The sequence below is a fragment of the Marinobacter sp. bablab_jr008 genome, assembly GCF_016464145.1.
Classification (GTDB): domain Bacteria; phylum Pseudomonadota; class Gammaproteobacteria; order Pseudomonadales; family Oleiphilaceae; genus Marinobacter; species Marinobacter nauticus.
Genome location: NZ_JACDWW010000037.1, coordinates 234,374 through 256,637, shown reverse-complemented (window position 1 = coordinate 256,637; position 22,264 = coordinate 234,374). Strand labels below are relative to the sequence as shown.

At 56.5% G+C, this 22,264-nt stretch carries 20 protein-coding genes and 2 tRNA genes; 8 read left to right on the top strand and 14 right to left on the bottom strand.

Going from position 1 to position 22,264, the window contains the following annotated elements; translation table 11 throughout:
- Positions 1-118: 118 nt before the first annotated feature.
- A complete protein-coding gene (locus JIF53_RS03305) occupies positions 119-937 on the top strand; it encodes a hypothetical protein (RefSeq protein WP_199451821.1) in 819 nt (272 codons plus the stop codon).
- Positions 938-1,079: 142 nt separating this feature from the next.
- Positions 1,080-1,511 (top strand): universal stress protein, encoded by a 432-nt coding sequence (locus JIF53_RS03300; RefSeq protein ID WP_011784651.1) that lies wholly within the window; start codon positions 1,080-1,082, stop codon positions 1,509-1,511.
- Between the two features lie 25 nt (positions 1,512-1,536).
- Here the strand turns inward: JIF53_RS03300 and JIF53_RS03295 are convergent, their stop codons facing one another.
- The 6 genes from JIF53_RS03295 to JIF53_RS03270 all read right to left on the bottom strand — a co-directional run bounded on the left by JIF53_RS03295 (position 1,537) and on the right by JIF53_RS03270 (position 6,696).
- Positions 1,537-2,208 carry a DUF6901 family protein gene (locus JIF53_RS03295; RefSeq protein ID WP_022992475.1) on the bottom strand — a complete coding sequence of 224 codons (672 nt, stop codon included), beginning with the start codon at positions 2,206-2,208 and terminating at the stop codon, positions 1,537-1,539.
- A complete protein-coding gene (locus JIF53_RS03290; protein ID WP_199451820.1) occupies positions 2,205-4,142 on the bottom strand; it encodes an ATP-binding cassette domain-containing protein in 1,938 nt (645 codons plus the stop codon). The genes JIF53_RS03295 and JIF53_RS03290 overlap by 4 nt, the downstream gene beginning before the upstream one ends.
- Before the next feature lie 4 nt (positions 4,143-4,146).
- The gene (locus JIF53_RS03285) at positions 4,147-4,944 is read right to left on the bottom strand and encodes an MOSC domain-containing protein (protein WP_022992477.1); all 798 of its coding nucleotides are present in this window, start codon (positions 4,942-4,944) and stop codon (positions 4,147-4,149) included.
- A gap of 131 nt (positions 4,945-5,075) precedes the next feature.
- Positions 5,076-5,151, bottom strand: a tRNA-Gly gene (locus JIF53_RS03280).
- A 98-nt stretch (positions 5,152-5,249) separates the two neighbouring features.
- Entirely contained in the window at positions 5,250-5,996 is a 747-nt protein-coding gene (locus tag JIF53_RS03275; protein ID WP_121206358.1) for a TetR/AcrR family transcriptional regulator, read from the bottom strand.
- A 97-nt stretch (positions 5,997-6,093) separates the two neighbouring features.
- Entirely contained in the window at positions 6,094-6,696 is a 603-nt protein-coding gene (locus tag JIF53_RS03270; RefSeq protein WP_199451819.1) for a DUF924 family protein, read from the bottom strand.
- Positions 6,697-6,797: 101 nt separating this feature from the next.
- On the opposite strand from JIF53_RS03270, the gene JIF53_RS03265 reads away from it, so the two are divergent.
- From JIF53_RS03265 to JIF53_RS03255, 3 genes are all read left to right on the top strand, one after another.
- Positions 6,798-7,175 (top strand): sirohydrochlorin chelatase, encoded by a 378-nt coding sequence (locus JIF53_RS03265; protein WP_199451818.1) that lies wholly within the window; start codon positions 6,798-6,800, stop codon positions 7,173-7,175.
- A gap of 40 nt (positions 7,176-7,215) precedes the next feature.
- On the top strand, positions 7,216-8,121 hold the full coding sequence (locus JIF53_RS03260) for a TIGR01777 family oxidoreductase (protein WP_199451817.1): 906 nt from the start codon (positions 7,216-7,218) through the stop codon (positions 8,119-8,121).
- Positions 8,122-8,206: 85 nt separating this feature from the next.
- Positions 8,207-8,282 (top strand) — tRNA-Glu (locus tag JIF53_RS03255).
- A gap of 20 nt (positions 8,283-8,302) precedes the next feature.
- On the opposite strand, the gene ccoM is transcribed toward JIF53_RS03255, so the two are convergent.
- The gene (gene ccoM / locus JIF53_RS19755; protein WP_170155407.1) at positions 8,303-8,446 is read right to left on the bottom strand and encodes a cytochrome c oxidase subunit CcoM; all 144 of its coding nucleotides are present in this window, start codon (positions 8,444-8,446) and stop codon (positions 8,303-8,305) included.
- Between the two features lie 242 nt (positions 8,447-8,688).
- Between ccoM and JIF53_RS03245 the strand changes: the two genes are divergently transcribed.
- Genes JIF53_RS03245 through pta form a run of 3 tightly spaced genes read left to right on the top strand, consistent with a single transcriptional unit; the run spans position 8,689 to position 14,538 of the window.
- On the top strand, positions 8,689-11,148 hold the full coding sequence (locus JIF53_RS03245; protein WP_416234178.1) for an EAL domain-containing protein: 2,460 nt from the start codon (positions 8,689-8,691) through the stop codon (positions 11,146-11,148).
- Positions 11,149-11,164: 16 nt separating this feature from the next.
- Positions 11,165-12,370, top strand: coding sequence for an acetate/propionate family kinase (locus tag JIF53_RS03240; protein ID WP_199451816.1), 1,206 nt, complete (start codon positions 11,165-11,167; stop codon positions 12,368-12,370).
- Positions 12,371-12,384: 14 nt separating this feature from the next.
- Positions 12,385-14,538 (top strand): phosphate acetyltransferase, encoded by a 2,154-nt coding sequence (gene pta / locus JIF53_RS03235; protein WP_199451815.1) that lies wholly within the window; start codon positions 12,385-12,387, stop codon positions 14,536-14,538.
- Between the two features lie 33 nt (positions 14,539-14,571).
- On the opposite strand, the gene der is transcribed toward pta, so the two are convergent.
- From der to pilW, 7 genes are all read right to left on the bottom strand, one after another.
- On the bottom strand, positions 14,572-15,993 hold the full coding sequence (der, locus tag JIF53_RS03230; RefSeq protein WP_011784640.1) for a ribosome biogenesis GTPase Der: 1,422 nt from the start codon (positions 15,991-15,993) through the stop codon (positions 14,572-14,574).
- A 79-nt stretch (positions 15,994-16,072) separates the two neighbouring features.
- Complete coding sequence (gene bamB, locus JIF53_RS03225) at positions 16,073-17,242, bottom strand: outer membrane protein assembly factor BamB (protein WP_011784639.1); 1,170 nt, start codon at positions 17,240-17,242, stop codon at positions 16,073-16,075.
- On the bottom strand, positions 17,242-17,895 hold the full coding sequence (locus JIF53_RS03220; protein WP_011784638.1) for a YfgM family protein: 654 nt from the start codon (positions 17,893-17,895) through the stop codon (positions 17,242-17,244). Before JIF53_RS03220 ends, bamB begins: the two co-directional genes overlap by 1 nt.
- Before the next feature lie 47 nt (positions 17,896-17,942).
- On the bottom strand, positions 17,943-19,220 hold the full coding sequence (gene hisS, locus JIF53_RS03215) for a histidine--tRNA ligase (protein WP_197536004.1): 1,278 nt from the start codon (positions 19,218-19,220) through the stop codon (positions 17,943-17,945).
- Between the two features lie 33 nt (positions 19,221-19,253).
- Positions 19,254-20,372, bottom strand: a complete 1,119-nt coding sequence (gene ispG, locus JIF53_RS03210) for a flavodoxin-dependent (E)-4-hydroxy-3-methylbut-2-enyl-diphosphate synthase (protein ID WP_011784636.1) — start codon at positions 20,370-20,372, stop codon at positions 19,254-19,256.
- A 37-nt stretch (positions 20,373-20,409) separates the two neighbouring features.
- The gene (locus tag JIF53_RS03205) at positions 20,410-21,432 is read right to left on the bottom strand and encodes a RodZ domain-containing protein (protein WP_011784635.1); all 1,023 of its coding nucleotides are present in this window, start codon (positions 21,430-21,432) and stop codon (positions 20,410-20,412) included.
- Positions 21,422-22,225, bottom strand: coding sequence for a type IV pilus biogenesis/stability protein PilW (gene pilW, locus JIF53_RS03200; protein WP_011784634.1), 804 nt, complete (start codon positions 22,223-22,225; stop codon positions 21,422-21,424). The genes JIF53_RS03205 and pilW overlap by 11 nt, the downstream gene beginning before the upstream one ends.
- Positions 22,226-22,264 lie beyond the last annotated feature (39 nt).

Below are 22,264 nucleotides of genomic sequence, written 5' to 3'. Positions count from 1 at the left end.
AAAAAGGGAGCTGACTCTGTAAGCACCGGAAACTACTTGATTAGCCGGCAGACTTACTTTAACTTCGGGTTACGACTTTAGTCCACAATAATAAAACTGCATTACGGAGACTCATCCGATGAAAGACGCCCGCCTGCGGATCCAGTCGTTGATTGCCGCGTTCATTCTTCTCGCCCTGACGGCTTTGAGCGCCAAAGCCCAGGAAACCGGAGCAGAGTTTCTGTCTGACCTCCACGATTTCCGGGTCAACAATTACCTTGCCCTCGATGCCTTTTACAACTTCAGTGCGACCGGCGATACCGAAACGCTGAACCGGATCGTTGTCGGAATTAACAACTCCAACGATGCCATGAATTCCGTGGTGGCCAGTACCAGCGGGGTTCTTTCTGAACAGCAGATTGAGGAACTGAACCAGGCCTTCGACCAGTTCAAGAATCTGATGCGCGGCAACATCAATGAGGTACGCGACCGGGGCTATCCGGATCTTCGCCTGATGGCCGACCTGGCAAACCAGGCCCTGAGTATGAATAACCTGGCTACCGAGCTCTATTCGGTAGCACAGGAAAGCAGCGGAATTAAGGCGGATACCCGTATTGAGTCGGCTCGTTCAGCCGCTGTAGTCATGGCCCAGATGATGGCCCGTTATGCCGCCAGAACGCACTCGTCCGTCGCCCAGACCTTCCAGGGAGCTTCCAGCGAAGTTCCGCTCGACGAGCAGGCCAAGACATTCGATCAACTCCTTTCCTCACTCAGGGCCGGCTCAACAAACGGCGAACTCAAGACTGCCCTGGACGATGTCGCTTCCAAATGGCAATTCATCCGCAGCTCGTACATCAACTACAACGAGAACAACGTGGGCTTTGTGATTGATCGCTACTCGAAAGGCATCATTGAAGGCCTGACCAACGCTATTGACCTGCTACGCGCCAGCGCCTGACGCTCTTCCGGGGTGAGCGGCCAGCTCACCCCAGCCAAATCCCTCCCCCGGTTGATACCGGTCAGCATGACAAAACACTTTCCCCGGTATACTCTCGGTACTATTCTGAACATATTCCCCAAGTACGAAGGAGCGCTAAGTTATGTCCACCTATAAGAAAATGCTGGTTGCCATTGATCTGACTGAAGAGGCACCACAGGTTCTGAACAAAGCCAAGGCGATGTGCGATGCCCAGGGAGCCGAGTTGCTGCTGGTTCACGTTGTTGAGCCGGTTGGCTACGCCTATGGTGGCGATATTCCTATGGATCTGTCTGAACTGCAGGATCAGTTGGACAAAGCCGCTCGTGAACAGCTGGGCAAGTATGGGGATGAATATGGTATTGCGGCGGCCAACCAGGTGGTAACCGTCGGCCGGCCAGAATCGGAAATCCACCGGCTGGCCAAGGAGCACAACGTTGACCTGGTGATCGTGGGAAGCCATGGCCGTAAAGGCTTCCAGTTACTGCTTGGCTCAACTGCCAACGGCGTTCTTCACGGCACGGAGTGCGATGTACTGGCCATTCGTATTCATTGAGACTCGTGATGGAAGGGGGACGGCCCTAGCCCTCCCCCTTCATCCTGGCCTGAAGCTTCCTGAGCTGGCTTTCCAGAGAAACGCTGACACTCGAGGCCATTGAGAAAAAGTTGAGCAGTGCCTTCAGATTACTGTCGCCCTTGCAAACAGCATGTATCCGCTGCCAGAGCGCCTGATTCACCAGCTGTAATCGCTGATTACGCTCCACCAGACCTTTCAGTTCCCAGTCCGCTTCCTGCTGATTCCGCTTTGCGAAAAGCTGTTGAAGCAGATAATACCCCACACTGCGCATCACAAATTCGTCACTGTTGGCAAACGGCAGGTGGTGGAGCGCCATCGGCTTGAGCTCCGAAAGCACAGGGCAGCCACTGGTAGCCATCTTGAGCCCCAGCAGAGAACGCAACGCTTCTTCCAGCGTCGTCTGCTTGAAATAGGAGCGGCGCTCATCCGTCACGGTTACATCCACTTTCTGATACGCGTCTTCCGCCTGAAACGCCTCTACGACCGGCAGAATCTCGGTTGCCGCCGGGCAATACGGGGTCTCGCCAGGCTTCAGCGGGCAGTTCGAACACTGACAGTGTTCGAGACGAACCCAGGCCGGCAGTGACTGACCCTGCGGCGGCGAGGAGGACTCCCCAGTTACCTTGAACTCGATATCACGGCCATCCTGAAATTTGAAATTGTAATTTATGTTCATTGGTTCGCCTGTTCTTCCAGCTCCATCCACCGTTCAATCACCGACTCCAGGCGAGACTCCGTTTCCGCCAGCTGTTCCAGAGTGGCCGATACATCTTCCGGTGGGCCTGAATAAAAATCCGGTGCAGAAATTTTATCCTGAAGCTCAGCTACCTGCTGCTCCAGTTGTTCGATTTTGCCGGGCAATTGTTCCAGCTCAAGTTTAAGCTTGTAGCTCAGTTTGACGGGCTTTGATTTTGCCGACTGCCCCACAGTACCGCCATCCTGCTTCGGCTTTTTTTCGGAACTGTCGGGTTTATCACGCTTGTCCTGCTTGTCCAGCCGGCTACCGGAAGTTTCGGAGGGAAAACGACCGCCTTGCCGGCGCCAATCTGTGTATCCACCCACGTATTCCGCCACCGCCCCGGAACCATCAAGAAAAATGGTGTCAGTCACCACGTTATCGAGAAATTCCCGGTCATGACTGATAACAATCACCGTACCTTTGAACTCCGAAAGCTGCTCTTCCAGCAATTCCAGGGTTTCGACATCAAGATCGTTGGTCGGTTCGTCCAGCACCAGAATATTGGCCGGTTTACTGAACAATTTGGCCAGCAACAGTCTCGCCCGCTCACCACCGGAGAACACACGCACAGGAGAGCGTGCCCGTTCCGGGGTAAACAGAAATTCCTGCAAATAACCCAAAACATGCTTGCTCTGACCATTGATATCGATGAATTCCCGGCCCTCAGCCAGGTTATCCAACGCATTTCTCTGGAGATCCAGCTCTCCCCGAAGCTGGTCAAAGTAGGCGACCTGAAGATTCGTTCCCAGCCGAATACTTCCCTCAGTGGGTGTCAGCTCACCTAACAACAGGCGCACGAGGGTCGTCTTGCCCGTGCCGTTCTCACCAACCAGTCCGATCTTGTCGCCCCGGAGAATGGTGAGATCCATATTGCGAACCACTGGCTCGCCATCGACATAAGAGAATCCGGCATTGCTCGCTTCCGCAACCAGCTTGCCCGAAATATCCGCCAGCTCTACGGCAAAACTGGCGGTGCCACCCCTCACCCGGCGTTGCCTGTGCTCTTCCCGCATCGCTTTGAGCGCTCTCACCCGCCCCATATTCCGGGTGCGGCGAGCCTTGATACCCTGGCGGATCCAGGCCTCTTCCTGTTTCAGGCGCTTGTCGAAAAGCGCGTTCTGGCGCTCCTCTTCCTCCAGCGCTTTTTCCTTAAGCTCCAGATATCTGTCATAACTGGCCGCAAAACTCACCAGCTGCCCCCGGTCCAGCTCCACGACGCGAGTGGCCATTCGCCGGATAAAGGCACGGTCATGACTGACAAACAACATGGCCCCCCGGAACTGCGATAACGCCTCTTCCAGCCAGGCAATGGCGGGCACATCCAGATGGTTGGTTGGCTCATCCAGCAACAGAATATCCGGGTCTGCCACCAACGCCCTGGCCAGAAGCACTCGCCGCTGCCACCCCCCGGAAAGCGTATTCAGTACCCGATCCGGATCCACTCCATACTGCCCCAGAATCGTGGTTACCTTCTGGTCAAGCCGCCAGCCATCCAGAGATTCCAGCCGTTCCTGAACCTTCATCAAACGCTCAAGACTGGATTCGTCCGCCCTTTGAGACAGCCGGTGGAATTCCGCCAACAGGTCACCGGTTTCCGGAAATGCGGAAGCCACCACATCATAGGCCGTACGAGTGTCGTCCGATGGCAAACTCTGAGGCAACACCGACAGCACTGAGCCATCTTCCATGCGCACCACACCGCCGTCCGGCGTCACTTCCCCGCTGACGATCTTCAGCAGCGTGGATTTCCCCTCACCGTTTCGCCCCAACAGACACACCCGTTCACCGGGCTCGATGGTCAGGCTGGCCTCATCCAGCAATGGATGCATGCCATAGGCGAGCGAAATCCTGTCTAGCGTTAACAGTGGCACTGTATCAATTCTCCTGATTCAAAACGGTTACCTCATCGCCCACAGATATCTCGCCGGGCTTCTGGTGCACGGCATTTTGCCCAAAAATAACGCCGTCCCGGGTCTTTCGATAGCTGGCCAGAGTCTTGAGGGGCTGAGTGGCGGAATCTTTCTCGCCAGTATCCGGGTTGACCGTGGTCATCACACAACGGGAGCAGGGTTTGACAAGATCCAGCCGGCTTTCACCAACGCTGACGCTCCGCCAGGTGTCTTCCGCCCAGGCCCCCGCCCCCTCAACCACAATGTTCGGCCTGAAGCGACGCATATCGACCGGGGATTCGAGACGGGAATTGAGCTCATCCAGAGACGACTGGTTAACCACCAGCAACGGGAAGCCATCGGCAAAACCCACTCGGCGTTCAGCACTGACACGACCAGGATCCACCCGCCGGAAACAGCTATCAGGCATATAAACCAGCCTGAGCGTTTCTCCGCAATAGCGGCTCAAGGCCTCGGCAGCACGATCAGCTCCGGCAGTGGCAACCACCTGATCTCTCCAAACCGTTACTTCCACGGCGTCTGTGCCGGCCGTAAGCGGGAAAAGCCCCTCGCCAGGCACATCAATAACCACCACACCCTCCTGCAGAGCAGTGTAAACATTGGCGAGCTGAGGCAACCGACGCTGAGTGACGAAGCGGTTATCCCCATCAACAATCATCCAGCGGCGATCACCTTGCGGGCCGAAATCATCCAAGCTGAAACGGGACACTTCGATTCCAGCCAACGATTTGACCGGGTAGATATAGAGGGTTTTCACCTTCATGGCTTCGCCTTCCTCAGTTGCCGGATTATTCAGGAAATGGCTGCCGAGTATAACTGACGAGACAGAGGTAGTGAGTGATTTTGCGAGGCTATAAACGAAGAAACCCGGCCTTAGGCCGGGTTTCCGAATTCTGGAGCGGGAAACGAGATTCGAACTCGCGACCCCAACCTTGGCAAGGTTGTGCTCTACCAACTGAGCTATTCCCGCTGATTGCTGCCGGGCGTTGCCTGACAACGGCTGCGTATTCTACTGATAACTCGGGGGCCGTCAACACTTTCGTGAAAAAATTTAACAACCGCTGATAATCATGGTGCTCGCAGGTCTTCGGGTTCCACCCCTAGGGCCAACTGCACAATTCTGGCCACGGATGCACTCAATACCTCAGCCTCGGTGCCGGGCACTTCCAGCAGCAGATCGTAGCTCATACCCAGCACTACATTGACGATCAGGGTACCGTCCTGACGAGGGCACGGCGAATCCAGTCGTACCAGGAGCTGCTCGAGACCATCAATCCAGGACTGCCGATACCGACGAGCCACCCTGGCCAGACGGTCATCTCTGAGGGCCTCCATCAAAAACACCTGCTCTGCCAGCACCTGCTCCCTCCGGCGTGTAAACTGCTCCTGCATCCAGGCCCGGGCAAAGTCGGTCAGGCGCTGACACAGCTCCGGACGGAACTCAGCGCCGCGGCGCAATTGTTCCGCAGGCACACCATCGAGCACCAGATTCAGGGTGTCGTGGAAGGCTTTCAGTTCCGCACCGGCTTCCTTCGCGTACAGCATGAAGGCGTCGCTGATCAACTCGTTGATGTCTCGGAAATAATAGGTGGTTGCTGCCAGGGGTACGCCTGCTTCCCTGGCGACGGAACGATGTTTGATACCTTTGATACCGTCCTTCGCCGCTACCCGGATGGTTGCTTTGAGAATGGCATGACGCCGGATTTCACTTTTCGCACGAGTGGTTCTGCCACCCCGCCCTGGGGCCCTGTTATTGTTGGAGATAGGTTTATTGGCGCCCGGGTTATCGCTCACCGCCGGGTTGGTAGATGACATCCTGTTCTTACTCCGCTGCTTTTCTTGTTATCGCTGTAAGGGAGTGTGCCCGTTATCGACAGTCAATTCGTTGAACCGATCATCAAACTGGCGAGCTCTACTGGCCAAAGCGCGGCCCGCCCTCAAGATAAGCCTGTTCATCCTGCGACGACGTGCGCTTCAGGGCTTTGTTGCGATGAGGAAATCGGCCAAAACGGGCAATAATATCCCGATGATCGCGAGCCGACTGAAGAAAACTGCCCAGAAAGTCTCCCAGAACGCCATCGGTGGTGGCAGACAATTGCTGATAGCATTCCACCGAAAGTTCCTGATCCGCCAGCTTTTCGGAATGTTGTAACGGCATATAGAGGAAAGCACGCTGTACCGGCGGCAACTCGAGATCCTGTCCTCGCTGCATCGCGCCGCGACACAATTGCCGGGCCAGACGATCGTTATCGAAGGCCATGGCGCCCCCGCGAAAAATATTGCGGGTGAACTGATCCAGCAAAATAATCTCAGCAAGCGAGCCTCCGGCGGCTTTACGCCAGTGGTCCAAACCCTGCTCTGAGGCAAACAGCACCAGAGACAGGAACCTGCGCCGGATTTCCTGATCGAAGGCACGGTCACTGCGAAACCAACGGTTGCGATGATCGCGATCAGGAATACCGTTTTCATCTAATTCACCGAACCAGAAATCCAGAAGCTCTTTCCAATCGAACATCTGACAACTCCCTGATACATTGATTGTCAGGATCACTTTAAACGACCCACTGTCGTCAAGTTTACGGTCGTATCGACACAAACGACCAGATCGGAGATGTTATGACCCAACCACACCAGATTATTTTACTGGCCCATGGCAGCAGCGACGCGCGCTGGTGCGAGACCTTCGAGAAACTGGCCGAACCGACCGTAGAGTCAATCGAGAATGCAGCCATTGCCTACATGGAACTGGCAGAACCCTCACTGGATACCATTGTGAACCGGGCCAAAGGGCAAGGCGTGGAGCAATTCACGGTCGTCCCGTTATTTCTCGCTGCGGGCCGCCACTTGCGAAAAGATGTTCCAGCCATGATCGAAAGGCTGGAGGCGGAACACGGCGTTACTATCCGCCTGGCTGAACCAATCGGGAAAAATCCGAGGCTTGGACTGGCCATCCGTGATGTGGTTAAGGAGGAACTGGAGCACTCTGAACACTGACAAAGAACCAACGACGGATTCCGATCGCAGGAGGGAACCCATGGACAAACGTATATTGGTTACCGGCGCCACAGGGTTTATCGGCCACATACTGTGCCGGGAGTTGATTGAACGCGGTTATGGGCTAACGGTTCTCAGCCGTCAGAAGCCGGATTCCGTGCGCTCCATCTGCGGCCGGGTAGAAGTCACGGATGATCTGGAAAAATTGCGCGCACACCCAGGCTTCGATGCAGTTATCAACCTGGCCGGGGAAGGCATTGCCGACAAACGGTGGAGCCATGCCCGCAAGGAACAGCTGCGTGCCAGCCGCATTGATCTTACCCGCACCCTGGTCGGAGTGGTCAGAACCTGGAGCAACATGCCGGAGGTTCTGGTATCCGGCTCTGCCGTTGGCTTTTATGGTAACCAGGGGGATCACCTGGTTACCGAAGACACAGAACCCCATGATGAGTTCACACACCAACTGTGCCGGGACTGGGAACAGGAGGCGCTGAAGCTTGAAACTGATGGCGTACGCGTTTGCCTGTCCCGTACCGGCGTGGTGGCCGGCCGTAACGGCGGTTTTCTGCAACGCATGATCCTGCCCTTCAAGGTCGGACTTGGCGGAAAACTGGGCTCCGGACGGCAATACATGCCCTGGGTTCACAGGGACGACGTGGTTTCCGGCCTGCTCTGGATGCTGAATACGCCAACGGCAAGCGGCCCCTACAATATGGTCAGCCCGAACCCGGTCACCAATGCGGAATTCACCAGAACGCTTGCACAGGTTCTACACCGCCCCGCCGTTATACCGGCTCCAGCGCCCGCACTGAAACTGATACTGGGGGAAATGGCCGGGCTGTTACTGACCGGTCAGAAGGCGATACCGGATCGGCTCAAACGTGAGGGGTTTGAATTCAGGCTTGCGGAACTGGAAGCCGCGTTGAGGGAAAGTGTGGGAACATAATTTTTTAAGAAAAAGCGTTGACAGCCCCAGGCACCTTACTTAATATACGCGCCACCTCGACGAGGCAAGCTTTTGAAAACGTTGCGTCCCCTTCGTCTAGTGGCCTAGGACTCCGCCCTTTCACGGCGGCAACAGGGGTTCGAACCCCCTAGGGGACGCCAATTTCAAAGCTGTCTGTTCGTCAGCTGCCATGACCACCCTGGTGGTGCTTTCCGCCTTTAGCAGCATGACTCTTCTGATCCTTCATGACGAAGATGCCGACTCCGACGAAGAAGCCAATCATCAGCAATACTGTGGCGATTCCGGCGATTACAACTGCGTCCATATACATGGCTATGTCTCCTGTACCTGTAAAACTTGATTAAGCTCAGGTTACGCCGCCACCGCCTGCCCCGTATTGATCTGCATCAAGCTCATTTCGTCATTGCAATAATTGCCAAAGTGAGACGCCCTGCCCCATTTCTCCCGATTTATCCTGAGTTTGCAGCGCATTTGCCATAAACTGCTGCTATAGTCGTAGGCAAGGGAATACAGGTAACAAAGTCAGGGATCGCTTCTGTAATTGCTATGTCCGATACTTCCTTGGATGGTCGAAAAATCAAAGACATGCCAGACATTGCGACGCGTTTGAAACGTTTTCGTGCAGCCTCTCCTTTATCTTTCCGGCTGGTGGCATGGATCCTTCTGTTCAGCTCTGCTTTTACACTGCTCGCATCCGGCATCCAGATCTACTCAGACTACCGGGAGGATCTGTCCAAGATTGAACAGCGGATGCAGGTTATCGAATCCGGTTATCGTTCCAGTCTTGCCCAGAGCCTGTGGGCGCTGGATCAAAAGCACCTGCAAACCCAAATGGACGGTATCCTTAGTCTGCCCGATATCGAACACCTTCGGCTCCGGATCGAACCGGACTCCGAGCTGGTCATGGGAGAGCTCCCAAGAGAAGCCGATACCCTCACCCACAGTTTTGAGCTGATCTACCGTGACGATGCGGAATTTCAGCTGGGCGAGCTCACCATTACCGCCAGCCTGCAGCGAGTGTACGATGAACTGCGGCGCCGGGTGGGGTTCATTCTTGGCACCCAGTTCCTGATCGTTTTCTTTGTTTCCATTCTGATTCTATGGATCTTCCGCCACCTGGTCACCCGCCACCTGGCTGACATGGCCGACTACACCCGGGATCTGTCATTGCGAAATCTTTCACGCCCGCTGGAGCTGGATAGGCCAGATACTCCCGCTTACCAGCGTGATGAACTGGGCATGGTGACCGAAGCCATCAACCAGATGCGCGAACGCCTTATCGATGACGTCACAAGGCGGGAACGGGATGAAGCCGAAATCCGGAAATTCTCCAAAGCCATCGACCAGAGCCCGTCTTCGGTTCTGATCTGTGACCGGCAATGGCGCATTGAATATGCGAACCGGAAGTTCAGCCAACTGACGGGGAACAGCCCGTCTGAGATCATCGGCAAGCACCCCTCGTCACTTATTGACCCTGGCGTGGATTCCCACGAAGCCAGACAGCTATGGAAATCCATCAGGCTTCAGGTACAGCGCGTGGGCGTTTGGCAAGGCGAAGTCAACAGCACACGGAAAAATGGCGAGCGCTACTGGGAACAGCTTGTGGTCACCCCTATCAAGGACAATAACGGTGAAAGCACCGGTTACCTGATACTCGGGGAAGACATCAGCATCCGCAAACGTTACGAGCAACAGCTATTGCGGCAAGCGAATTACGACATCCTGACCGGGCTTCCCAACCGCATGCTTGCGCTGGACCGCCTGAAACTGGCGCTGGCCCAGGCAAGGCGTGATGAGTCCAAGGTTGGGGTAATGTTCCTGGATCTGGACAACTTCAAGCACATCAACGATACCCTCGGCCACGACGCCGGTGACACCCTGCTGATTGAAGCCGCACGCCGGATCTCCAGCTGCCTGCGCGGCACCAGTACCGTTGCGCGGCTGGGTGGTGATGAGTTCCTTGTGGTGCTGCCGGGGCTGAACGGGCCGGACGCCTCTTCCCAGGTTGCCGAACGTATTCTGAAAACCTTCGCACCGCCGTTCATGCTCAGCGGCCAGGAAGTGTTTGTTACAACCAGTATTGGCATCGCCACCTTCCCGGACGACTCGGATAACAGCGGCACCCTGCTCCAGCACGCCGATGCGGCCATGTACGAGGCGAAACACAAAGGCAAGAGCGCCTATGCCCGTTTTACTCCGGAGATGAGCGAGGTTTCTCACGAGCGTCTGCAAATGGAATCTCACATGCGCAAGGCCCTGGAGCTGGGTGAATTCGAGCTCTATTTCCAACCCATTGTCGACACCGCCAGTGGTGGCCTGGTGGCGGCAGAAGCCCTGCTTCGCTGGAACAATCCGGCCATGGGCATGGTGATGCCAGATCGCTTTATTCCGCTGGCCGAGGAAACCGGCCTGATCATTCCGATCGGCGAATGGGTCGTCAAGGAAGCCTGTCAAGCCGCGTACTGCTGGCAGGCGATGACCGGGCGCGAGATCAGCATTGCCGTCAATGTATCACCACGCCAGTTCCGGGACCCCGGGTTTACCGACGCCATCATGCGCGCGCTGAACGACAGCAATTTACGGCCGGAACTGCTGGAACTGGAAATCACGGAACGGCTGATTCTGGACAATTCCATCGAAACCGCTGATATCCTCAAACAACTCGACAAAGTTGGAATCCGCTTGTCGGTCGACGATTTCGGAACTGGTTATTCGGCACTCAGCTATCTGAAAAGCTATCCGTTCGATACCCTGAAAATCGACAAGTCATTTGTTCAGGATGTCCTGAAAGAGAACGAAGATGCTTCCCTTGTCCGCGCGATCATCAACATGGCCCACAGCCTCGGCCTGAAAGTGGTTGCCGAAGGGGTTGAGGAAGAAGACCAGACTCACTTCCTGAAAGCAGAGCATTGCGACTACTCCCAGGGTTACTTCTATAGTCGCCCCCTGCCCGAGCAGGACTTCATTCACTGGCTCGAAACCAATGAGCGGGCCAATCTAAAGTAATCAATACGGCACAACCATGGACGACTCAATCCTGGTCGTGAACTGCGGCAGTTCATCACTGAAACTCGCCCTGTTTGATCACGACCACCAGAAAATCACCTCCGCCCTGGCGGAAAGACTTAATCAATCCGATGCCTTTGCACGCATCAATGGCGATGAAACACCGGTTCACTTACCTTCCGGTGCCAGCCACAGCCAGGCGCTGGCGGCGCTCGTCAACGCATTTAAAGACCGGGCTCTGATGACGGGCGAACCCATGGCTGTTGGCCATCGAGTGGTCCATGGGGGCGAAACCTTCCGTGAAGCTTCGTTGATTGATGGTCAAACGGTATCCGCCATTGAAGCCTGCGCTGCGCTGGCCCCCCTGCATAACCCGGTAAACCTTGCGGGCATTCGCGCCATGCAGGCGCTGTTCCCGAACGTTCCACAGGTCGCGGTGTTCGATACCGCTTACCATCAGACCCTGCCCGAGCGCGCTTACCGATACGCACTACCGGAACGGTGCTACAGCGACTGGGGAGTGCGTCGTTACGGCTTCCACGGCACCAGTCATTATTTCATGGCACACGAGGCCGCTCGTCTGCTGGACAAGACACCAGCCACCACCTCAATTATCTCTGCCCATCTGGGTAACGGTTGTAGCATCACAGCGATCCAGAATGGGCTCAGCGTCGATACCAGCATGGGTCTGACTCCGCTTGAGGGACTCGTGATGGGCACCCGCAGCGGGGACGTCGATCCCGGGCTGTTTGACTACCTCGCAAGTCGGGGTATGAGTGCCGGTGACGTCCACGAGATGCTAAATAAAGAAAGCGGATTACAGGGACTCTCAGGCCAGACCAACGACATGCGAACCTTGTGCGAGCTGGCTGACCATGGCCACGAACCCTCACAGTTGGCAATTGACGTATTCTGCTTCCGCCTGGCGCGGTATATTGGAGCGATGACCGCGTCCCTGACAAAACTGGACGCTCTGGTCTTCACTGGCGGCATCGGTGAAAACAGTGCCCGCATTCGCCAGGACACAACCCGACATCTGCACCTGCTTGGGATTGAGCTGGATCCGGACCTCAACGAGCATCACGGCCGCTGGAGTGATGGCCGCATCAGTTCCCCGGACTCGCGTTATCCGGCGCTGGTCATTCCCACAAATGAAGAACTGGTGATTGCCCGAGAAGCCTCCCGCCTGGCCGCTGCCGGCACCGAACACTCCGAAGAATGAAACCTGGAACAATCATGGCAAAAAGTCTCTTCATAGCCCCAACCTCTCTTGACTCCGGCCTGACATCCGTATGCCTAGGTCTTCTGCGCGCCCTGGAACGGGAAGGAGTGAGCGTCGGCTTTTACAAACCATTCAGTCAGTCCGTACACAGAGGCGAAGCGCTTCATAACGACGGCAAGGATTCTTCGGTGGCCTTTGTGCGTGCCCGCAGCCACCTCGAACCACCCGACCCGATTCCCCTGAAACAAGCCCAGCAGCTGTTGAACCACGGCAAAGCAGACCTGCTGATGGAGAACGTCGTCGGTGAATACCAGAAAGTCGCCAATGAAGCGGATGTGGTCATCATTGAAGGATTGGTACCGGACAGAACCGAAGCCTATATCGCCCGGCTGAACGTGGAAGTCGCCCGCAATCTCGGTTCCGACGTGATCCTGGTGAGCACACCGAAGAGCTGTACTGCCAGCGAGCTCGATGACGACCTGGATTTCTCCTCGCGCCTGTTTGCGGCACCGTCGGATCCGGACGTGATTGCTGTCATTCTTAACAAGGTGGGAGAACCACAGAAGTCCGGTATGGCACTGGATCATCCGCCGGCAAGTGAAGCCACCGAAACGGATTATCACGCCTCCTGCAAAGTGTTCGCCAACGGCCGCTTTCAGTTGCTGGCACAGATTCCCTGGCAACCCCAACTGCTGGCACCCCGGGTCTCTGATGTAGCGCGAGAGCTTGGTGTTCCGGTACTGCACGAAGGGCAAATGCACTCACGGCGGGTGCAGCGGGTATCAGTGTGCGCCAGATCCATCCGCAACATGACCGACACCCTCAAGCCAGGCACCCTGATGGTCACCCCTGGTGATCGCGAGGATATCGTAGTGGCCACGGCCGTTGCCGCTCTCAATGGTGTCCCGCTTGCCGGACTGATGCTGACAGGCGGCCTGATGCCGGACGAACGGGTTATAGAGTTGTGTCGACGGGCACTGGACACCGGCTTGCCAGTGCTGAGCTCGGAAACCAATACCTACGAGAGCGCCCACATGTTGGCAAATCTGTCTTCAGCCATTCCCATTGACGACCCGGAGCGTATTGAAGAAGCCATGGAATCCGTGGCCCGGCGAATCAATACCCAGTGGCTGCAGGAGCATCTGAAAGTTCAGCGCCAACGTCGGCTCTCGCCTCCGGCATTCCGTTATCAGCTATCGGAAAGAGCCCGGGCTGCAGCCAAGCGGATCGTCTTGCCAGAAGGCAGTGAACCCAGAACCATTCAGGCAGCCATTATCTGCCATCAACGTAACCTGGCTCATTGCGCGCTGATCGGTGATCCACACGAGATTCGCTCAGTCGCCGCCTCCCAGGGCGTGGAACTGCCAAATGACCTGGAAATCATAGACCCGCAATCGGTGCGCGAGCGTTATGTGGCGCCCATGGTGGAGCTGAGGAAACACAAGGGCCTGACACCGGATATGGCCGAAGCCATGCTGGAGGATAACGTCGTTCTGGGTACCATGATGGTGGCCATGGACGAAGCCGACGGACTGGTCTCCGGCGCTATTCATACCACGGCCAACACCGTGCGCCCTGCCCTCCAGCTGATCAAGACCCACGACAACGCCAAGGTGGTGTCATCGGTATTCTTCATGTTGTTACCGCAACAGGTGCTGGTATATGGCGACTGCGCCATCAACCCAGACCCGAATGCCGAGGAACTGGCCGATATTGCCATACAGAGTGCCGAATCTGCTGAAGCCTTTGGTATTGAACCTGTGGTCGCGATGATCAGCTACAGTACCGGTGAGTCCGGCAGCGGTGAGGATGTCGACAAAGTTCGCGAAGCCACCCGCATTGCCCGGGAACGGCGCCCGGATCTGCTCATTGACGGACCGCTGCAATACGATGCTGCGGCGATTGAGAGCGTGGCAAAATCCAAAGCCCCGGGCAGCAAGGTGGCTGGCAAGGCTACCGTGTTTGTGTTCCCGGACCTGAACACGGGCAACACCACCTACAAGGCGGTGCAGCGCAGTGCCAATGTCGTCAGCGTGGGGCCCATGCTCCAGGGCTTGCGAAAACCGGTAAACGACCTGTCCCGCGGGGCCCTGGTGGAAGATATTGTCTTCACCATTGCCCTGACGGCCGTACAGGCAAAACAGGTCGCGGATGCAGGAGCCGCCTGATCAGGGCTCCTGGCAGGGACTAGCCCCGGGAGATCAGCGTTTAACGCTCTTCTGCCGGGTCTTCTTGATCCGACGGCCTTTCTTCAGGTCGTTGTCTTTCTTGACCTTTTGCCGAGGCGTCAGACGGTCGACCTTGGTTGCGAAGGGGTTTTCTCCAGACTTGAATTCAAACCGTATCGGCGCGCCCACGACTTTCAGCACTTTTCTGAAGGTGTTTTCGAGGTAACGCTTGTAAGCACCGGGCAGTGAATCCACCTGATTACCATGCACCACCACAACCGGCGGATTGGAGCCACCCTGGTGAGCGTATCGCAGCTTGATGCGGCGACCATGAACCATCGGCGGCTGGTGTTGAGCAACGGCATCCTGGAGGATTGCAGTCAACCGGTTGGTTGGCCACTTTGACATCGCGGATTCATAGCAGGCCTGGACCGACTCATACATGGTTCCCACGCCCGTGCCGTGCAGTGCCGAGATATAATACTTGTCCGCGTAATCCAGGAAATCCAGGCGCCTGGCCACCTGCTCTTTTACCCGGTCACGGTCTTCCGGATCCATGCCGTCCCATTTGTTGATGGCGATCACCAGTGAGCGGCCCGCATCCAGTACAAACCCGATCAGGTGCAGATCCTGGTCCACCAGCCCCTCCCGGGCATCGATCACCAGAATCACGACATGGGCGTCATCAATCGCCTGCAGTGTCTTGATAATTGAGAACTTCTCCACCGCCTCGCGAACATTCTTTCGGCGACGAACCCCGGCAGTGTCGATCAAGGTATACTCATGCCCCTGGCGCTCATAGGGAATGTAAACGCTGTCACGGGTAGTTCCTGGCATGTCGTACACCACCACCCGATCTTCACCGAGCATGCGGTTAACCAGCGTAGACTTGCCCACATTCGGCCGCCCTACCACACCAATCCGGATACCCGGGTAACGATCCGCCCTATCCTGGTCTTCCGGATTTTCCGGTTCCGGCAGCAGCGCTTCCAGCAAAGACAGGATGCCTCGGTTATGGGCCGCCGCAATCAGAAACGTGGATTCAAACCCCAGACTGTAGAAGTCCGCTGCCGCCACGTCCGGATCCTGGCCATCGGTCTTGTTAACCACCAGATGAGCCTGTTTGCCCGATTTGCGCAGATAATCCGCGATCATTTCATCGCCCGCGGTCAGTCCTGCCCGACCGTCCACAAGAAACAGGACAATGTCCGCTTCTTCTACCGCCTGCATTGACTGGCGAGCCATTTCGGCGTCAATACCGGCTTCGTCACCGGTAAGGCCGCCCGTATCGATAACGATGAACTTCTGGCCTTCGTAGTTGCCCTCACCGTATTTTCGGTCCCGGGTCAGCCCGGGGAAGTCCGCTACGAGAGCATCCCTTGAGCGGGTCATCTGGTTAAACAACGTTGACTTACCAACGTTGGGGCGGCCTACAAGGGCGATAACTGGGGTCATATTGATCTGCTATTCAAGAAACCAGAAACCCGGCACACAGGCTAAAGCCTGGGCCGGGCATAAACTTGTCGGGGCGTACTCAGTCGTCCTGTTCAATTCTCAGGAGGGCCATCTTTCCGCCATTTCCATAAACCAGCAGGTTACCATCTTCGATCACCTGAACTGGTACGCGGATACCGTCACTATCAAACTCACGCTGGCCCTGCAGACTGCCATCGGAGGTCGACAGCACGTGCAGGTAGCCTTCAAAGTCGCCTACCACGAGGTAATCACCGGAGACAGCCGGCCGGGTCAGCTGGCGCCAGGACAGGCTATCCTGAACCCAAAGCTCTCGCCGGTCGCTGCCACGGAGCGCTACGATATCGCCATTGGCGGAGGACAGAAAGATATTGCCGTTACCAATCGCAGGCGAGTAGAAGCTTGATGCCCGGCGGCTCCAGATTTCCTGCCCGGAACGAATATCCACCAGTGCCAGCTTACCCTGATAACCGACGACCATAATGGCCGAATCCAGAACCAGCGGCTGGCCGCCGATATCCACCAGGCGTTCCAGTTCGGTACGACCCTGGGGCTGACCGACCTCATACTGCCACACTGGCTGCCCGTCCGAGGCGGTGAGTGCAATGACACGACCGTTGGCAAACGAGGAGATCACAATGTCGCCGCCCACCAACGGTGCAGCCGCGGTGCGCACGGTCAGTACCGGAACTTGAGCCTCGTATTGCCAGCGGCGTTCTCCGGTCGCTGCGTCGTGGGCAATCACACGACCATCGGTGGTTTGCACCACCACGAGGTTACCGTTGGATTGAGGCGCAGCCAGAACCTCAGTGGGCAGAGGTACCCGCCAGGCCTCGGTACCGTCCTCCGACGACACGGCCACCAGTTCCGCATCCCGGGTGACCAGGTAAAGGTGCCAGGCATCAGCGCCCGGTCCGGCAAAAAACTGTTCATCGTAGTCTTTCTGCCAGATAACCTCACCATCCGCCGGCCTGACCGTCGCAACAATCCCGTCAGCAGAAGCCGCGTAAATCACGTCGCCGGCGTAAAGAGGCGCGATCTGAAGCAGCTGATCGTCATGACCATCACCAACAGACATGCTCCATACCGTATCCAGCTCAACGGTTTCGGTGATTTCAGGTACCGGAGCGGGTTGCTCAAAAGTGTCTGTACTACTGCACCCGGCGATTCCGACCAACAGACCACAAAAAACCGAGCCAAGCCCGACCTTGAGCGCGCGCCCAACGAACATCAAGCGTCCTCCCCGACACCGAGGTCTGACAGCTTCAGTTCAAGAACACCGCTACGACCCTGCTGGCTCTGCTCACGTGCCGCCAGGTACGCCTCACGCGCACCGTCCCGGTCGCCCTTGGCCAACAGAACATCGCCTTTCAGCTCGGAGAAGATGGCCGCAAAGGCATCAGCGTCTGCAGCATTGTCCAGAGTGGCAAGCGCGGCATCGTGTTCGCCAGCGGCAAACTGGGCTCGGGCAAGACGGTTACGAATCACCAGCTCCAGAGCCGGATGACCCGCTGATTTCTCCAGCGCCCAGTTCAGTGATTCAACAGCGGCCGCGGGATCCTCACCTTCAACCATCTGCTGCCGTGCCAGAACCAGATTGCCATAGATGGCATAGGCGCTGTCGCCGTGTTCATCTCGCAGTGTCTCCGCCACAAAACCTACAGTGTCGGCCGACTCATCATCTGCAGAGGAGAACGCGTTCAGCAGGTTGGCAAACTGGTTAGCGGCTTCGGCGCGTTGTTGCGCCTGATGGTTCTGCCAGGCCTGCCATCCAAAGACGATGGCCAGAGCCGCACCAATACCGATGAGCAGCGAGCTTCCGTTATTTTTCCACCAGTCCTTGATTGCCTGGACCTGTTCTTCTTCGGTGCGCAACTCCGCCATGAAAACTCCTGTTATTCGTTAAAACTGCCTGTTTATATAGACTCTGCTTACAACAAACCGGCAAGCACAGCTGCCAGGTCTGCCTGAGCGATTTCCTGCTGGGGCTGATCGTCACGTAACGGCTTAAGCCCCGCCGTGGCCTGAGCGACTTCGTTTTCACCCAGAATCACCGCAAAGCGTGCGCCACTGCGGTCTGCCTTTTTCATCTGACTCTTGAAGCTGCCGCCACCGCAGTGTGAGACGACAATCCGGCCCGGCAATTCATTTCGTAGCGTTTCTGCCAACGCCATCGCCGGTGCTACCGCCTGGTCCCCCATGGCTGTAACGTAAACATCGGCTTGATTGTTCACATGTTCGGGGACCAGTTCCAGGGTTTCCAGTAACAGAATCAGTCGCTCCAGCCCCATGGCGAAGCCCACCGCTACGGTGGGTTTGCCTCCAAGTTGCTCCACCAGACCATCGTAACGGCCACCGGCACAGATCGTGCCCTGGGCACCCAGGCTGTCGGTAATCCACTCGAACACGGTTTTGCCGTAATAGTCCAGTCCGCGCACCAGGGCCGGGTTTACCGTGTAGGCAACGCCCGCCGCATCCAGCATCGCTTTCAGTTGTTCAAAATGCTGGCGCGATTCATCATCCAGATAGTCGTCCAGGCTCGGTGCGCCCTGCAAAATCTCCCGCGTGGCCGGATCCTTGCTGTCCAGTATTCGCAAAGGATTCGTGGTTAACCGGCGTTTGCTGTCATCGTCGAGCTTATCCTGATATTGCTCCAGATAGGCAACCAGGGCCTGACGGTAGACTTTCCGGGAGTCGCTGGTACCGATGGAGTTGATCTCGAGTCTGGCATGGTCGGACAACCCCAGGGCGCTCCACAGGCGCGCCGTCAGGATCAACAGCTCAGCATCAATGTCAGGGCCGGCCATACCAAAGCATTCCACACCAATCTGATGAAACTGGCGGTAACGGCCTTTCTGTGGCCGCTCATGCCGGAACATCGGACCGGTGTACCAAAGCCGCCGGGTCTGATTAAAGAGCAGCCCATGCTCTTCCGCTGCACGCACGCACCCGGCCGTACCTTCGGGCCGCAGTGTAAGGCTATCGCCGTTGCGGTCTTCAAAGGTATACATCTCTTTCTCGACGATGTCAGTGACTTCACCGATCGATCGTTTGAACAACTCGGTATGTTCGACCACTGGCATACGGATTTCCTGATAGCCGTACTGCCCGAGAACCCGTCGAACGGTGGATTCAACGTACTGCCAGACCGGTGTCTGGTCCGGGAGAATATCGTTCATCCCCCGGATTGCCTGAATCTTTGCCAAAATAATATCCTGATAGGTTTCTGAAATCGGTTCTGATCAGTCTGAGGACTTGGCGATGACTGCGCTGTCCTGGTCCTCGCGCCGTGACACTTCCTCGCGAATCAGGCGTTCAAGGTCGTCCACCAGCGTTGCGTTGTCCAGCTTCTGGTTGGGCTTTCCGGCCATATAGAACAGGTTTTTCGGTGTGCCACCGGTCAGACCGATATCCGCTACCTTTGCCTCACCGGGACCATTAACAATACAGCCGATAATGGCCACATCCATGGAGGTGTTCACATCCTCAAGCCGGGCCTCCAGATCATTCATGGTCTGGATAACATCAAAGTTCTGACGGGAACAACTTGGGCAGGCGATAAAGTTAATGCCGCGGCTGCGTAACCGAAGACTTTTGAGAATGTCGAAGCCGACTTTGATTTCCTGAACCGGATCGGCAGCAAGGGAAACCCGAATGGTGTCCCCAATGCCATCCATCAACAGCATGCCCAGGCCAATGGAGGACTTGACCGTACCAGAGCGGAATCCACCGGCCTCAGTAATACCCAGGTGCAGCGGTTGCTCAATCTGGGAGGCGATAAGGCGGTAGGCCGCGACGGTCATGAACACTTCAGACGCTTTCAGGCTGACCTTGAAGTCCTGAAAATCGTGTTTGTCCAGGATGTCGATATGACGCATGGCCGACTCTACCAGCGCTTCCGGCGTGGGCTCGCCGTATTTGCGTTGAAGCGCTTTTTCCAGTGAACCCGCGTTTACGCCGATCCTGATCGGAATGTTGCGGTCCCGGGCAGCACTGATTACCGCACTGACGCGATCGTCCCGGCCAATGTTACCGGGATTGATGCGCAGGCAGTCCACACCAAGCTCTGCAACTCGGAGCGCTATCTTGTAGTCAAAATGGATATCGGCCACCAACGGTAACGAGACCTGCTGGCGAATCTTGCCAAAGGCCTCAGCCGCCTCCATGGACGGAACCGACACCCGCACGATATCCGCTCCGGCCTCCTGGATAGCCTTGATCTGTGTGACTGTTGCGTCTACGTCGCAGGTATTGGTATTGGTCATGCTCTGCACCGCAATGGGCGCATCGCCGCCAACGGGAACATTACCTACCATGATCTGACGGGATTTACGTCTTTTGATCGGAGACTCTTGTTTCATGGGATTCAACCAGAAATCTTTGGGAAGAAAATTCTGCTCAGGGCTCGAGCGTAAACTCTGACCGGTTATTTACGACGCGAAAATTACCAAGACCCATCGGTTCGCCCTGAAATTCCAGGGACTCCACCGCGCTCATGGCGCCCACCACAACTCTGAGCGGTGGCTGTCCGCTCACCTCCAGGGCATCGCCCTCTCGGCGTAACGCACTGGCCAGCCGATTGCCCGCACCATCTGTGACCTGAATCCAGCAGTCGTCACTGAACGTCATGGCCAACCTCACGGTTTCAACCGGGTCCTCCATCACTTCAGACTCAGTCAGAGCGGGATCCGGGGATTGCGCAACAACGGGCGGCTGTTCCACCGAAGGCTGCTCTGACAGCAACTCTTCCTGGCCGAGGCTTCCACTGGCGGTCGGTTCGCTCAGAGCTTCAGTATCCGTCACAGCGCCGCTCTCTGTTTCAACGTTTCCGACTGAACCGGTGTCGGAATCCATCTGTTCCGGTTCGGCCGGCTGTTCAGCCTCTTCGCTAACGGAGGGCGCCTCTTCCAGTTTAGGACTGGCATCGCTAACGGCCTCGCCACTCTGTGCTTCCAGAGACTCCGAGATTCCGTCGGCATTACTTTGAACCGGCTCCGACACCGGTTTTACGAGATAGCTATACGCCAGAAAGCCAACTACCCCGAGGAATGCCAGCAACACAACCAGTTTGGCAATCTGCCGCTTGCGTTTTTTCTTGCGCTCGATATCAACCAGAGGATTGGACTGGTGCTCCTGCTCCCGCTGTTGACGCAGGGGCTCAAGTTCCGAGTCGAGCGCTGCAATCAGGGCGTCTGCATTCAGTTGCACCTGGCGGGCATAGGTTCGAACATACCCTTTGAGAAACAACTCGGTATCAACCTTGCTGTAATCCCCTTCCTCGATGGACTGGATTACCGAAGGGCGCAGGTGTTGCTGATCTGCAATGTCTGAAACGCTGAGCCCGAGCTTTTCCCGGGCGCGCCTTAGCTGCTGGCCAACCGAGGCCTCGGAAGCTGGCTGTGACTGCTCCTCACCGGTCATTGGCAATCAGTACCTTATATTGTTGATATTCGACAGATTCCGGATACTCGTTTCTGAGCAATAGTGCCAGGCTGGCTTCCTGATCCCTGTCCTGGAAATGCCGGGCAATCCGGATACCGGTATACAGACTCTCCGGTGAATGCGTCAACCGGGTATTGCGCTGTATCATGGTCTGAAGACGGCTGTAGTATCGAGAGGCCTGAGAAAAGTTATCCTGCTCAACCAGCACCCGAGAGAGGGACAACAGGGTGCGGGCTTCGCCCCGCGTAAGCTCCACGGCACGCCGATAGGCAGCTTCGGCCGATTCCAGCGACCCAAGCCGTTCTTCTGTCAGCCCGAGGTTATAAAAAACGGCTCCCCGGTCTTTGTACTCCGTATCACGTGAGGCTATCCGGAACTGGTCCCGGGCCTCCTCAAACCGTTTGAGGCTATACAGGAAAGCACCGTAATACACTCTTCCGCGGGTATAGTCTCCATCTGAGGCAATGGCATCCCGGAAGCTTTTTTCCGCCAGGCTTTCCTCACCCTCCGCGCTCAGCACCAGGCCCCGGGCAGCAAGTGCCGGTGCGCTTCGGCTGTCGATTTCTAACGCCCGCTCCAGGTGGTCACGGGCACGATCCAGATTCCCCTGACCAATGTAGGCAGTCGCCAGTTGAACATAATTGTTGAGGGCTTTCTGTCGGTCGGCTTCACGGCTGAACCGGCTATCGGTGGTGGTGACACAGCCCGATAACATGACCCCGATAACCAGAACCACAGTGGAAACGAGTTTCACGGTAACGTCCTTTGCCATCAACAAACACCTTCTCCTGTTGTCTCCACCCGACGGTTA